This window comes from Pseudomonas sp. NFX98 (genome assembly GCF_047784845.1).
Lineage (GTDB): Bacteria > Pseudomonadota > Gammaproteobacteria > Pseudomonadales > Pseudomonadaceae > Aquipseudomonas.
In genome coordinates this window covers 140580-153011 of sequence record NZ_JBLNNF010000020.1, presented here as the reverse complement: position 1 = coordinate 153011, position 12432 = coordinate 140580, and the positions used below count along the sequence as shown (strand labels likewise).

The 12432-nt window shown below is 60.8% G+C and carries 15 protein-coding genes and 1 pseudogene; 1 reads left to right on the top strand and 15 read right to left on the bottom strand.

Going from position 1 to position 12432, the window contains the following annotated elements:
* Positions 1 to 96, top strand: a pseudogene (locus tag ACM110_RS24640) (IS110 family transposase); the annotation flags it as partial.
* Positions 97 to 218: 122 nt separating this feature from the next.
* Here the strand turns inward: ACM110_RS24640 and flhB are convergent.
* The 15 genes from flhB to fliH all read right to left on the bottom strand — a co-directional run bounded on the left by flhB (position 219) and on the right by fliH (position 12428).
* The gene (flhB, locus tag ACM110_RS24635; RefSeq protein ID WP_416129809.1) at positions 219 to 1358 is read right to left on the bottom strand and encodes a flagellar biosynthesis protein FlhB; all 1140 of its coding nucleotides are present in this window, start codon (positions 1356 to 1358) and stop codon (positions 219 to 221) included.
* Positions 1359 to 1361: 3 nt separating this feature from the next.
* Positions 1362 to 2147 (bottom strand): flagellar biosynthetic protein FliR, encoded by a 786-nt coding sequence (gene fliR / locus ACM110_RS24630; protein WP_416129808.1) that lies wholly within the window; start codon positions 2145 to 2147, stop codon positions 1362 to 1364.
* A 3-nt stretch (positions 2148 to 2150) separates the two neighbouring features.
* Positions 2151 to 2420 carry a flagellar biosynthesis protein FliQ gene (gene fliQ, locus ACM110_RS24625; RefSeq protein ID WP_008058625.1) on the bottom strand — a complete coding sequence of 90 codons (270 nt, stop codon included), beginning with the start codon at positions 2418 to 2420 and terminating at the stop codon, positions 2151 to 2153.
* On the bottom strand, positions 2417 to 3175 hold the full coding sequence (fliP, locus tag ACM110_RS24620; protein WP_338582379.1) for a flagellar type III secretion system pore protein FliP: 759 nt from the start codon (positions 3173 to 3175) through the stop codon (positions 2417 to 2419). Before fliP ends, fliQ begins: the two co-directional genes overlap by 4 nt.
* Positions 3175 to 3615: a flagellar biosynthetic protein FliO gene (gene fliO / locus ACM110_RS24615; protein WP_416129807.1), complete on the bottom strand. Its 441-nt coding sequence runs from the start codon at positions 3613 to 3615 to the stop codon at positions 3175 to 3177. The genes fliP and fliO overlap by 1 nt, the downstream gene beginning before the upstream one ends.
* The gene (gene fliN / locus ACM110_RS24610) at positions 3616 to 4074 is read right to left on the bottom strand and encodes a flagellar motor switch protein FliN (protein WP_338582381.1); all 459 of its coding nucleotides are present in this window, start codon (positions 4072 to 4074) and stop codon (positions 3616 to 3618) included.
* A gap of 63 nt (positions 4075 to 4137) precedes the next feature.
* Positions 4138 to 5106, bottom strand: coding sequence for a flagellar motor switch protein FliM (fliM, locus tag ACM110_RS24605; protein ID WP_056853014.1), 969 nt, complete (start codon positions 5104 to 5106; stop codon positions 4138 to 4140).
* Between the two features lie 9 nt (positions 5107 to 5115).
* Complete coding sequence (gene fliL, locus ACM110_RS24600) at positions 5116 to 5616, bottom strand: flagellar basal body-associated protein FliL (RefSeq protein WP_416129806.1); 501 nt, start codon at positions 5614 to 5616, stop codon at positions 5116 to 5118.
* Positions 5617 to 5798: 182 nt separating this feature from the next.
* Positions 5799 to 7154 carry a flagellar hook-length control protein FliK gene (locus tag ACM110_RS24595; protein ID WP_416129805.1) on the bottom strand — a complete coding sequence of 452 codons (1356 nt, stop codon included), beginning with the start codon at positions 7152 to 7154 and terminating at the stop codon, positions 5799 to 5801.
* Positions 7155 to 7254: 100 nt separating this feature from the next.
* Positions 7255 to 7605: an Hpt domain-containing protein gene (locus ACM110_RS24590; protein ID WP_416129804.1), complete on the bottom strand. Its 351-nt coding sequence runs from the start codon at positions 7603 to 7605 to the stop codon at positions 7255 to 7257.
* Positions 7606 to 7635: 30 nt separating this feature from the next.
* On the bottom strand, positions 7636 to 9342 hold the full coding sequence (locus ACM110_RS24585) for an ATP-binding SpoIIE family protein phosphatase (protein ID WP_416129803.1): 1707 nt from the start codon (positions 9340 to 9342) through the stop codon (positions 7636 to 7638).
* Positions 9343 to 9347: 5 nt separating this feature from the next.
* Positions 9348 to 9647, bottom strand: coding sequence for an STAS domain-containing protein (locus ACM110_RS24580; RefSeq protein ID WP_416129802.1), 300 nt, complete (start codon positions 9645 to 9647; stop codon positions 9348 to 9350).
* A gap of 179 nt (positions 9648 to 9826) precedes the next feature.
* Positions 9827 to 10276 carry a flagellar export protein FliJ gene (gene fliJ / locus ACM110_RS24575; protein WP_338582387.1) on the bottom strand — a complete coding sequence of 150 codons (450 nt, stop codon included), beginning with the start codon at positions 10274 to 10276 and terminating at the stop codon, positions 9827 to 9829.
* A 6-nt stretch (positions 10277 to 10282) separates the two neighbouring features.
* A complete protein-coding gene (gene fliI / locus ACM110_RS24570) occupies positions 10283 to 11641 on the bottom strand; it encodes a flagellar protein export ATPase FliI (RefSeq protein ID WP_150704815.1) in 1359 nt (452 codons plus the stop codon).
* Positions 11631 to 12428 (bottom strand): flagellar assembly protein FliH, encoded by a 798-nt coding sequence (gene fliH, locus ACM110_RS24565; RefSeq protein ID WP_416129801.1) that lies wholly within the window; start codon positions 12426 to 12428, stop codon positions 11631 to 11633. Before fliH ends, fliI begins: the two co-directional genes overlap by 11 nt.
* Between the last annotated feature and the right edge of the window lie 4 nt (positions 12429 to 12432).

Genomic DNA, 12432 nt, shown 5'->3' with positions numbered 1-12432 from the left:
ACCACGCAGGCCCTGGTGATACTGGCTCGCAAGCTTGCCCGGATCGTATTTGCACTGCTAAAAGGGCAAGGTGAATACCAACCGAAAGCAGGTTGAGGGCTTCCCCTCAACCATAGAATCTCCCACACTGATCCTCAGCGAACACAATATTCATGTACGGCCAGGAACCCTGTGGGAGCGAGTTTGCTCGCGATGAGGCCGGCACCGACAACAAAAAATCAGGAATCGCGGCGCAGGTCCGGCGGAATCGGCAGGTCATCCTTGAGCGGATCCGGCCGCTTTCCCTTGCCTGCGCGGTATTGGCGGATCTGGTAGACGTAAGCCAGTACCTGCGCGACCGCCAGGTACAGCCCTCCGGGAATTTCCTGCTCAAGTTCGGTGGAGTAGTAGATGGACCGCGCCAGCGCCGGCGATTCCAGCAGCAGAATCTCATTAGCCGCCGCGATCTCACGAATCTTCAACGCCAGGAAGTCGCTGCCCTTGGCGATCAGCATCGGTGCGCCGCCCTTGTCCGGGTCGTACTTGAGGGCTACGGCGTAGTGGGTCGGGTTGGTGATGACCACGTCGGCGTCGGGAATTGCCGCCATCATCCGCCGCTGGGACATTTCGCGCTGGAGTTGGCGAATGCGTTGTTTGACCTCAGGTCGACCTTCCTGGTCCTTGTGCTCGTCGCGCACTTCCTGCTTGGTCATTTTCAGTTTCTTGATGCTTTCCCAGAGCTGGATCGGCACGTCCACGGCCGCGATGATGATCAAGCCGCAGGCCATCCACAGCGTGCTCCAGCCGACCACTTGCAGGCTGTGAGTGATCGCCCGGTCCAGGGGTTCGTGGGCGATGCGCAGCAGGTCGTCGATGTCCGCCGACAACACCAGCAGGGCCACGAACAACACGATGAAAAACTTCGCCAGCGCCTTGAGCAGTTCGGCAATAGCCTTGGCCGAGAACATGCGTTTGAGCCCGGCACCGGGGTTCATACGGCTGAACTTGGGGGCCATGGTGCCGGCGGAAAACAGCCAGCCACCGAGGGAAATCGGGCCGATCAACGCGGCCAGCAGCAAGGTGATCATCACCGGTTGAATCGCCAGCAAGGCGATTTGCCCCGAGTGCAGCAGATAGGTGCCCATCGAACGCTGATCCAGCACCACCTCTCGCGATAGCGAAAAGTTCAGACGCATCAGGTCCATCATTTCCTGGGCCAGCGCTCCGCCGAATATCAGCAACGCACCCGCACCGGCGAGCATGATCGCCAGCGTATTAAGTTCCTTGGAACGGGCAATCTCACCCTTCTCACGGGCGTCCTTTTTCTTTTTCTCCGTGGGGTCTTCTGTTTTGTCCTGACCGCTTTCGCTTTCAGACATGAGTCAGCGCGCCTGTGCCAGTTCGCGTAGCCACTGCAAGGCCTCGGAGGCCAGCGGTTGGTACTGATTGATAATGTCCGCCAGCCCCACCCAGACGATGAACAGCCCGAGCACCAGGGTCAGCGGGAAGCCGATGGAGAAAATGTTCAGTTGCGGCGCCGCCCGGGTCATCACGCCAAACGCGATGTTGACCACCAGCAGCGCGGTGATTGCCGGCAGCACCAGCAACAGCGCCGCGCCGAGGACCCAGCCCAGTTTGCCGGCCACTTCCCAATAATGGTTGACCATCAAGCCGCTACCGACCGGCAGCGTGGTGAAGCTTTCTGTGAGCACTTCGAACACCACCAGATGGCCGTTCATCGCCAGGAACATCAGCGTCACCAGCATGGTGAAGAACTGCCCGATCACCGCCACCGACACACCGTTGGTAGGGTCGACCATGGAAGCGAAGCCCATGCCCATCTGAATCGAGACGATCTGCCCCGCGACCACAAAGGCCTGGAAGAACAGCTGCAAGGAGAAACCGAGGATCGCGCCGACGAGAATCTGCTCGGCGATCAGCAGCAACCCGCTCAAGTCCAGCGCATTGACTGGCGGCATGGGCGGCAGGTTGGGTGCGATGACCACCGTGATGGCGATCGCGAAGTAAAGCCGTATGCGCTTGGGCACCAGCGAGGTGCCGAACACCGGCATGACCATCAGCAGCGCGCCGACGCGAAACAGCGGCAACATGAACGTCGCCACCCAGGTGCTGATCTGGGTATCGGTCAGTTGCAGCAGCGACGACATGGCTTAACCGATGACCTGCGGAATGCTGCCGTACAACTGCAGGATGTATTCCATGAAGGTCTGCACCAGCCATGGCCCGGCCACGATCAGTGTCACCAGCATGACCAACAGGCGCGGCAGGAAGCTCAAGGTTTGTTCGTTGATCTGGGTGGCGGCCTGGAACATCGCCACGATCAGGCCCACCAGCAGGCTCGGAATCACCAGCACGGCGACCATCAGCGTGGTCAGCCACAACGCTTCACGGAAGATGTCGACCGCAACTTCCGGCGTCATGGCGAGACACCGCCGAAGCTGCTGGCCAGGGTGCCGATGATCAGCGCCCAGCCATCGACCAGCACGAACAGCATGATTTTGAATGGAAGGGAAATGATCAGCGGCGACAGCATCATCATACCCATGGCCATCAGCACGCTCGCCACGACGAGGTCGATGATCAGGAACGGAATGAAGATCATGAAGCCAATCTGGAACGCGGTTTTCAGCTCCGACGTCACGAAGGCCGGCACCAGAATGGTCAGCGGCGCCTGATCCGGCGTGGCGATGTCGGTACGTTTGGACAGGCGCATGAACAGTTCAAGATCGCTGGTGCGCGTCTGGGCCAGCATGAAATCCTTGATCGGCACCTGGGCCTTGGCCACGGCATCCTGCGCGGTCATCTTTTCCGCCAGATACGGTTGCAAGGCGTCCTGATTCACGCGGTCGAACACCGGCGCCATGATGAACAGGGTCAGGAACAACGCCATGCCGGTGAGGATCTGGTTCGACGGCGTTTGCTGCAACCCAAGGGCCTGACGCAGGATCGAGAAGACGATGATGATCCGGGTGAAACTGGTCATCAGCATGACGAACGCCGGGATGAAACTCAGCGCGGTCATGATCAGCAGGATTTGCAGGCTGACCGAATATTCCTGAGCACCTTCGGCGTTGGTGCCCAGCGTGATCGCCGGGATCGACAACGGATCGGCGGCAAACGCCAACGGCGCTGCCAGCATCAGGACCAGCGTCAAGACGATGCGTAACGCACCCATTACTTCTTATCCTTCTGATCTTTGCCCAGGATCTCCAGCAGGCGCTGGGCAAATTCCGGCGTGGTCTTTTCAGTCGCGCTCGGCACCTGCACCGGCTCCTTGAGCACATGCAACGCGGTGATGGTTCCGGGGCTCAGGCCGAGCAGAATCTGTTCGTTGCCGACCTGTACCAGCATCAGACGATCACGCGGACCGAGGGCGCGGGAACCGATCAGCTCGATCACCTGCCCTTTGCCCGCCGGGCCTGCCTGCTGCACCCGGCGCAACAGCCAGGCGAGGAAGAAGATCAACCCCAGCACCAGCAGCAGGCCGAACACCAGTTGCGTCAATTGCCCGGCCACGCCACTGCTGGCTACTGGCGCAGCGGCAGTCGTGGCGGCAGGCTCGGCCGCCAGCACGCTCAATGGCAACGCCAGAAGAACCCCGAGAAACCTTTTCACTCAGCGCAGCTTCTTGATGCGTTCGCTTGGGCTGATCACGTCGGTCAGGCGGATGCCGAACTTCTCGTTGACCACAACCACCTCGCCGTGGGCGATGAGCGTGCCGTTAACCAGCACGTCCAGCGGCTCACCGGCCAGGCGATCGAGCTCGATCACCGAACCCTGGTTGAGTTGCAGCAGGTTGCGGATGTTGATGTCGGTGCTGCCCACTTCCATGGAAATCGACACCGGAATGTCGAGGATCACGTCGAGGTTCGGGCCATCGAGCGTGACCGGATCGTTGTTTCTCGGCACGCTGCCGAACTCTTCCATTGGCAGGCGGTTGGACGCGGAACCGCCAGAATCGGCTGCCAGCAAGGCGTCGATGTCAGCCTGCCCGGCATCGCCGGTTTCTTCCAGGGCCGCAGCCCACTCATCGGCCAGCGCCTGGTCGTCCTGCATGTTCATATCGTCAGCCATGATGTGTCCTCGGCGAGCAAAAATTCAGAATTCGGTTAACAGCGAATTGGGTACGAGCGCCGGTCAACGGCGCTCGATCGGCTCGATCACCTGCAACGCAAGGTTGCCTTTGTGCGAGCCCATCTTGACCTTGAAGGCCGGCACGCCGTTGGCGCGCATGATCATGTCTTCCGGCATTTCCACCGGGATGATGTCCCCCGGCTGCATGTGCAGGATGTCGCGCAGTTTCAACTGGCGGCGGGCAACCGTGGCGCCGATCGGCACGTCGACATCCAGCACGTCCTGACGCAGGGCGTTGACCCAGCGTTCGTCCTGGTCGTCGAGGTCCGACTGGAAGCCGGCGTCGAGCATTTCGCGCACCGGCTCAATCATCGAGTACGGCATGGTCACGTGCAGGTCGCCGCCACCGCCATCGAGTTCGATGTGGAAGGTCGACACCACAATGGCTTCGCTCGGGCCGACGATGTTGGCCATCGCCGGGTTCACCTCCGAGTTGATGTACTCGAAGTTCACTTCCATGATCGCCTGCCAGGCTTCCTTCAAGTCGATGAAGGCCTGCTCCAGCACCATGCGCACCACACGCAGTTCGGTCGGGGTGAATTCACGCCCTTCGATCTTGGCGTGACGGCCGTCGCCGCCGAAGAAGTTGTCCACCAGCTTGAACACCAGTTTGGCGTCGAGGATGAACAGCGCGGTGCCGCGCAGCGGCTTGATCTTGACCAGGTTGAGACTGGTCGGCACGTACAGCGAGTGCACGTATTCGCCGAACTTCATCACCTGCACGCCACCGACCGCCACGTCCGCCGAGCGACGCAGCATGTTGAACATGCTGATGCGCGTGTAGCGGGCGAAACGCTCGTTGATCATTTCCAGGGTCGGCATGCGTCCACGGACGATGCGATCCTGGCTGGTCAGGTCGTAGCTTTTGACGGTGCCGGGTTCGGCAGCGTTATCGGTCTGTACCAGACCATCGTCCACGCCATGCAACAGCGCGTCGATCTCATCCTGGGACAGCAGGTCCTGCACGGCCATGTCGTGTTCCTACTGCAGTACGAAATTAGTGAAAAGCAATTGTTCGATGACCACTTTGCCAAGCTCTTTCTGCGCCACTTCCTGGACGCTGGCCGTGGCTTTCTGGCGCAGCATTTCCTGGCCGACCGGCGACGCGAGCGTGGCGAAGTCCTGCCCGGAGAACAGCATGACCAGGTTGTTGCGGATCACCGGCATGTGCACCTTGAGCGCATCCAGATCTGCCTGATTGCGGCCAAGCATGGTGATGCTCACCTGCATGTAGCGCTGACGGCCGTTCTGGTTGTAGTTGGCGACAAACGCCGGCGCCATCGACTCGAAAATCGCCGGCTGCTTGCCCTGCGGTGCGGTTTCAACCACGGCCGCCGGCTTGCTCTGGGCGCTGTGCATGAAGTACCAGGTGGCCCCCACGGACAAACCGATCGCCAGCAGCAGAGCCACCACGACCGCGATAATCAGCTTGAGTTTGCCTTTGGTTGCGGGGTCTTTTACTGCTGCTTCGCTCTTCGCCATGCCAATAATCCGTCACTATTCGGGTTTTCACAGTCGCACGGATAGGCAAGAGCAAGTGTTATGCCATGTAGGAGCGAGCCTGCTCGCGAAGAATTCAAAAGCGCCGCGTTTAGCCAGCAAACACGCGTTTTCGTTAACGACCATCGCGAGCAGGCTCGCTCCTACAGGGGTTTGGCGTTTTATCAGGCGTAATAGTCGACCGCGCTGGAGCCGATCACGCTGGTAACCGGTGTGGCGACTTCGGCAACGCCTGGAGCGATTTCGTCATCCATTGAATCAAGACGACCACCACTGGCACTGGTACGTCCACTTTGGGCCTGCTGATTCTGGCTCTGGTCCTGCGAACCACGGTTCTGGTCCGACACATTGACGTCAACCTGACCCATGCCCTGTTGCGCGAACATGTCGCGCAGGCGATGGACCTGACCATCCAGCGCTTCACGCACACCGGGGTGGGCGCTCATGAACGTCACCTGGGTCTGCTGATCCGGAACCATGTTCACGCGAATGTCGAGGCGCCCCAGTTCAGCCGGTTGCAACTGAATGTCCGCCGCCTTGAGGTTGACGCTGGACAGGTACATGACCCGGTTCACCACTTCTTCGGTCCAGCCGCTCTGATGCATGGCGATCGGCTGGTTCACCGGCAACGCATTGGCGGTTTTCGGCGTAGCCGCTTGCGTGAGTGCCGCCAGTCGGTTGGCGAAATCGTCGACCCGGGTATCGCTGCTGGCCGACTTCAGATCCTTCAGGCCGTCATCGATCAGACCGCTGAACGCCTTCTCGCCACCCTGGCTGGTGCTGTCCTTGTCGGCCTGCACGTCGAGCATGCTGGCCATGCCGGCGGCAAAGTTCTGCGCCGCGGTCTGCTCACCATCGGCCTGCGCCTGGGCAGGCGTTGGTGCGGCTTTCGGTTGAGCCTGGCTGGAAGCGGAAACGTGGCCGCTCTGCTCCATCGCCATGCGCAAGGCCGGCAATGCGTCGAGAGGATCGGCTTCGGGATCGAATTCGGTATCGGTGGAAGCGGCAAGCGGCGCAGCGACCACTGCCGCTGCGACTGGCGCTTCGACCGACGGCTCAGCAGCCTCTACAACCGGCGGAGTAACCGGTACGGGCGTGGTGACTACCGGTTGCGCCGCCAGCAGCAAGGCAGGATCAAGCGTCGGATCGACAGGGGCGGCATCGACGACCGGCGTCTGCGCGGTGTCCGCCGAATCATCGCTGGCGGTCTTGTCATCGGCCTGTGTCGGTTTATCGGCGGGCAAGGTTTTGCCGCTATCGGCAACCGCCGGTTCCGCGGCGGCAGACGAGTCGTCGGCGACGTCCTTCTTGCCGGCGCCGTCCGCAACCTTGTCACGGACCGGTTTGGCAGCACCATCAGCCGGCGTGACAGGCTTGTTCTGAGCCTGCTTGGCATACACCTGAGCGAAGCTGGAAGCCTTGTCCCCGGGCTCAGCGGTCAGCGCCGTTGAATTGGCGGCGCTGGCTTGCGCCTTGGCCGGCGCGACGGTCTGAAGAAGATTATTGGGGGTAACGGGCATTTAACGGTCTCCGCTGCACTGGGATCGTAGGTACAGTTAGAGAGTTATCTGCAAGGGTCGCGCCAGTTTCGCCGGATGACGACGAAAGGCGCGGGGCGAATCAGCTTGCCGCCGGGGATCGCTGTCGCTCGGATTCATAGAGAGGCCGAACAATGGCGAACTCACTTTCGATTTCGCCGATCAATTGGTCGATATCGGCAGCCGAAAGCGTTTTGGCCTTGTGCTCAAGCGTGTCACACAGCTCGGCAAGCCTGATGGCGCCCATGTTGCTGCTGCTGCCTTTGAAGCTGTGGGCAATCTCGGTCAATTGCGCAGCCGAATCCGCCTGACGCAAAAGTTGCAGGCGTTCTTCGCAGTCCGCGAGGAAGGTATCGACCAATGTCGAAAACTCATCCTCCATGACTTCCCGCAACGCGCTCAGCACGTCCGGGTCCAGATGTTTGTCAGCCACTTGCTCACTCCTTGATCAAGAATGCGCGGATTATGCCAGAGCCTCCCAGAAAAACTCCACGCGGGCAGTACGACCATCGTCGGACCAACTGGCATTACGCCCCAACTGACGGACCAGACTTACACCGCGCCCCGACAAACGGACAGGATCCACGGGGCGCTCCAATACTCGGTCAACATCAAATCCCTTGCCGCTGTCCTCGACGCGAATCACCAGGCAACCGCCCTCGCCTAGCGGCGTGACTTGCAGGTGCACGCGCACATAACCGTCCTGCAACTCATCGAGACGCGCATTGCGCTGCTGATAATAATGACCAAACCCGGTGGCACTGCGCTTGAGGCTTGAGTCCAAGCCCAGCACGCCATGCTCAAGGGCATTGGAATACAACTCGGCCAACACACTGTAGAGCGCCCCGCTCTGCGCCCGCAGACCGTGAACCTCAAGCAACAGTTGCAACAAGTACGGCAGCGGATTGAAGCGCTTGAGCGTAGCGGCGCGAAACTCGAAACTCACCGACCAGTCCAGCGGGCAGGACTGGCCGCTGTCGGAATAGACCGGCGCGGGCGGACTCAGCTGAGCCGGCTCCAACAGACTGACTTCGACCATGCTCACATCGTCGCGAGCCTCGCCACCAAAGTCCCGCAGCGCCTGCTGGATGTCCTCGAACAGCGCATCCGGCTGACGATTGGCCGCAAACACCTGCTGCAAACGCTGCACGCCAAACAACTGGTCACTGGCATCGCAGGTATCGATCACCCCGTCGGACAACAGGAAAACCCGATCCTCCAGCGCCATCGGAAACACTTCGGTGCGGTCATCGAACGTTTGCGGGCTCAACACGCCAAGCGGCAAGTGCCGGGCGATCAGCGGTGTGCGCTCACCGCTGGCGATATTGTGCAGATAGCCGTCCGGCATGCCGCCGTTCCAGACTTCCACCGAGCGCCGCTGAAAGCTCAGGCACAGCAGCGTCGCACAACAGAACATGTCCACCGGCAGGATGCGCTTGAGCTTGGCATTCATCTCGCGCAGGGTTTCCGCCAGGCCGTAGCCCTTGGCCGTCATGCCGTAGAAGACTTCGGCCAACGGCATCGCGCCGACGGCGGCCGGCAAGCCATGGCCGGTGAAATCGCCGAGCAACACATGCATGTCGCCCGCCGGAGTAAAAGCGGCCAACAGCAAATCACCGTTGAACAGTGCGTAAGGCGATTGCAGATAGCGAATGTTGGGCGCGTTCAGGCAACCGGAATGCGCCACTTTGTCGAATACAGCCTTGGCCACCCGTTGCTCATTGAGCAAATAGTCGTGGTGCCGGGCGATCTGGTCACGCTGCTGCAACACGGTTGCCTGCAATCGCCGCAAGCGGTCCATCGCCTTGATCTTGGCGGCGAGGATCACCTGGTTGTACGGCTTCGCCAGAAAATCGTCACCCCCGACCTCCAGACAGCGAGCCAGCGCTTCGCTTTCGGACAGCGACGTGAGGAAGATGATCGGCACCAGGTTTTCGCCCGCCAGCGCCTTGATCTGTTGTGCGGCCTCGAAACCGTCCATCACCGGCATCATTGCGTCCATCAACACCAGTTGCGGACGTTGCAGGCGAAACACCTCGACCGCTTCGGCACCGTTGGCAGCCGTCAGCACCTGATGTCCCTGACGCCGGACGATACTCGACAACAGCATACGGTCGGCCGCGCTGTCTTCGGCGATCAGGATCGTCAGCGATTCGAGTGCAGGCTGCACGGCGATCAACTGATGTCGAACAGTTTGTCGAAATTGGAGATGGCTAGGATCTTCTTCACGTCGGAACTGCTGTTGACCACGCGAATATCGGAATTTTCGCCACCGGCGTGGTCACGCAACAGCAGCAGCATGCCCAGTGCGGAGCTGTCGAGGTAGGTTGCTTCCTTCAAATCGACAACGACTTCGGCCAGATCCCGACTTTCGTAGGACTCACGAAATTCCTGATGCTTGGCGAAATCGAAGCGTCCCTTGATCGATATCGTCAGTTTTTGTCCATCCGGCGAGACTTCTGTAACGACTGACATGTCATGGCTTCCTTGTCATTGGTAAACCTGCTTGTACAAGGTTTAGCATTTGGTAGAGGTTGGGGCAAGGCAAAAGCCAGGATCAAAAGATCGCAGCCTGCGGCAGCTCCTACAGTATCGAATTTGCACGCGGTCAATGTAGGAGCTGCCGCAGGCTGCGATCTTTTCAAAGCCGCCCCTCAATACGCATCCTGCCGCGGCAAGCGCTGGGACAATTCATCCAGCAGCTTTTGCTCGCGTTTGTCTTCGAGTGCCCGCGCCTCATCGGCGTAGCGCTGAACCAGTTTGCGCAAGCCTTCGACCCGGGCGAACGCCTGTTGCCAGGTGTCCCGTGCCTTGTTCAGGTTGTTCTGGTGCCAGGCCAGGCTTTGTCGCTGTTGATCAATGGCCGTGCCCAACTGCGCGAGAAAGCCCTGATAGCCGAGCAACCACTGGCCCGACACGCCGCTGCTGCCGCGCACGATCCACTGTTCTTGATAATCGAGACGAAAGGCTTCGAGGTCGGCCAGTTTGCTTTCGGCCAAACGCACCTGCCCCTGAAAGTGTCCCAGACGCTGGACCGCGGTTTTCTCGGCCTTCTCGGCCATTTCCACCACGGGCGCCAGACGCCCTGCCCGAGTCTGGGCCATGACCGGTTAGCCGCCCGCCGCAGGCGCGAAGATCGAGGCGAGATACGCTTCGCTTTCGCCCAGGCTGATGCTGTCGTTGAGGCCCTGGCGCAGGTATTTGACCAGTTGCGGTTGCAGGGAAATCGCCAGGTCAGTCTCGCGATCACCACCGGCGACGTAAGCGCCGACGCTGATCAGGTCACGACTCTGCTGATAGCGCGACCACAATTGTTTGAAGTACTGCGCGCGCATCATGTGTTCCGGCGACACCACCGCCGGCATCACCCGGCTGATGGACGCCTCGATATCGATGGCCGGGTAATGACCTTCTTCCGCCAATCGCCGCGACAGCACGATGTGCCCGTCGAGCACGCCCCGCGCCGAGTCGGCAATCGGGTCCTGCTGGTCATCGCCTTCGGACAGCACGGTGTAGAACGCGGTGATCGAACCGCCGCCCTTCTCGGCGTTACCCGCCCGCTCCACCAGTTTCGGCAATTTGGCGAACACCGACGGCGGATAACCCTTGGTCGCTGGCGGCTCACCGATGGCCAGGGCGATTTCCCGCTGCGCCTGGGCGAAACGGGTCAGCGAATCCATCAGCAGCAGGACGTTCTTGCCCTTGTCGCGGAAATATTCGGCGATTCGCGTGCAGTACATGGCGGCGCGCAGACGCATCAGCGGCGCATCGTCCGCCGGGGACGCCACCACCACGGAACGCTTGAGCCCTTCTTCACCGAGGATGTGCTCGATGAATTCTTTAACTTCACGACCCCGCTCGCCGATCAGCCCGACGACGATGATGTCGGCCTCGGTGAAGCGGGTCATCATGCCCAGCAGCACGGATTTACCGACACCAGTACCGGCGAACAGGCCGAGTCGCTGACCGCGACCGACCGTCAACATGCCGTTGATACAACGGATGCCCACGTCCAGCGGCTCGCTGATCGGTTCGCGCTTGAGCGGGTTGATGGTCGGGCCGTCCATCGGCACCCAGTCTTCGGCCTTCATCCCGCCCTTGCCGTCCAGCGCACGACCGGCGCCATCGAGCACGCGCCCGAGCATGCTCATGCCCATCGGCAAACGACCGGTATCGGAAAGCGGAACGACGCGAGCACCGGGCGCGATGCCAGCGACGCTGCCGACCGGCATCAGGAAGACCTTGCTGCCGGAGAAGCCCATGACTTCGGCTTCGACCTGCACCGGGTGATAGCTGTCGTCGTTGATCACCATGCAGCGGCTGCCCATGGCGGCGCGCAAGCCTTCGGCTTCGAGGGTCAGGCCGACCATGCGCAGCAGGCGCCCTTCGAGGATCGGCGCGCCGGCCAGTTCCGTGGCCTCGGCGTAACTACCGAGGCGCTTGGCGAAACTGGTGCGTTCAAGGCGCATCGGGAAGGTCCGGATCGGCAGCGGCTGCGGGCTTACTGTCGATCGGCAGTTCAAGGCTCACGTCCGGCGCGGCCGGATGCAAGGCCTGCTCGTGGAGCTGATCGAACAGTTTGTCCATGACCTGTTTGACGCGGGTTTCCACCGTGGCATCGATGCGACTGTGCTCAGTCTCGACCCGGCAACCGCCAGGCAATAACGATTCGTCTTCGACGATGCGCCAGGTTTCTTCATGGCGTTCGCGCAGGGCTTTGACCTGTTCGAAATCCTGCGGATTGATGTACAGCCGCACATTGCCCACGCCCAGCGGCAGAAGCTTGAGGGCTTCGCGCATGACGTGTTCGATCTGCGTCGAGTCAATGGCCAGTTCGCGCTGAATCACCTGTTTGGTGATGTGCTGCACGAGGTCGACCAGCGACTTTTCAATCTGGGTGTCTTGTTCGGCGATAGGCTCGAACAGGTGCGCCATCAGCTGTTCCAGCCCGGCGATCTTGGCCGAAAGCGCCACTTCGGCTTCCTGGCGAACCCTGAGCGTGGTGCTGTGGAAACCTTCTTTCTCACCCACCGCGAAGCCTTCGTTATAGGCTTCCTGACGAATGCTTTCGAGTTCTTCGAGGGTCAGTGGCTGGACTTCCTCCAGCGGCACTTCTTCCATTTCCGGCGGTTCGGGTTCCGGCTCCGGTTCAGGCTCGGGTGCCGGCGGGTCGAAACTGGGCAGCGCCCAGGTATCGAAACCACTGACATCCCTGGCCCGGATCAGGTCAGTGGGTGAATCATCATGCTTGGCCATGGTG

What these genes read in the sequence shown, in the direction of transcription:
- ACM110_RS24595 (WP_416129805.1), bottom strand. Translation starts at nt 7,154, where the DNA reads ATGCCCGTTACCCCCAATAATCTTCTTCAGACCGTCGCGCCGGCCAAG.
- fliP (WP_338582379.1), bottom strand. Translation starts at nt 3,175, where the DNA reads ATGGGTGCGTTACGCATCGTCTTGACGCTGGTCCTGATGCTGGCAGCG.
- fliR (WP_416129808.1), bottom strand. Translation starts at nt 2,147, where the DNA reads ATGTCGTCGCTGCTGCAACTGACCGATACCCAGATCAGCACCTGGGTG.
- fliL (WP_416129806.1), bottom strand. Translation starts at nt 5,616, where the DNA reads ATGGCGAAGAGCGAAGCAGCAGTAAAAGACCCCGCAACCAAAGGCAAA.
- fliJ (WP_338582387.1), bottom strand. Translation starts at nt 10,276, where the DNA reads ATGGCCCAGACTCGGGCAGGGCGTCTGGCGCCCGTGGTGGAAATGGCC.
- flhB (WP_416129809.1), bottom strand. Translation starts at nt 1,358, where the DNA reads ATGTCTGAAAGCGAAAGCGGTCAGGACAAAACAGAAGACCCCACGGAG.
- fliM (WP_056853014.1), bottom strand. Translation starts at nt 5,106, where the DNA reads ATGGCCGTGCAGGACCTGCTGTCCCAGGATGAGATCGACGCGCTGTTG.
- fliI (WP_150704815.1), bottom strand. Translation starts at nt 11,641, where the DNA reads ATGCGCCTTGAACGCACCAGTTTCGCCAAGCGCCTCGGTAGTTACGCC.
- ACM110_RS24580 (WP_416129802.1), bottom strand. Translation starts at nt 9,647, where the DNA reads ATGTCAGTCGTTACAGAAGTCTCGCCGGATGGACAAAAACTGACGATA.
- fliH (WP_416129801.1), bottom strand. Translation starts at nt 12,428, where the DNA reads ATGGCCAAGCATGATGATTCACCCACTGACCTGATCCGGGCCAGGGAT.
- fliN (WP_338582381.1), bottom strand. Translation starts at nt 4,074, where the DNA reads ATGGCTGACGATATGAACATGCAGGACGACCAGGCGCTGGCCGATGAG.
- fliQ (WP_008058625.1), bottom strand. Translation starts at nt 2,420, where the DNA reads ATGACGCCGGAAGTTGCGGTCGACATCTTCCGTGAAGCGTTGTGGCTG.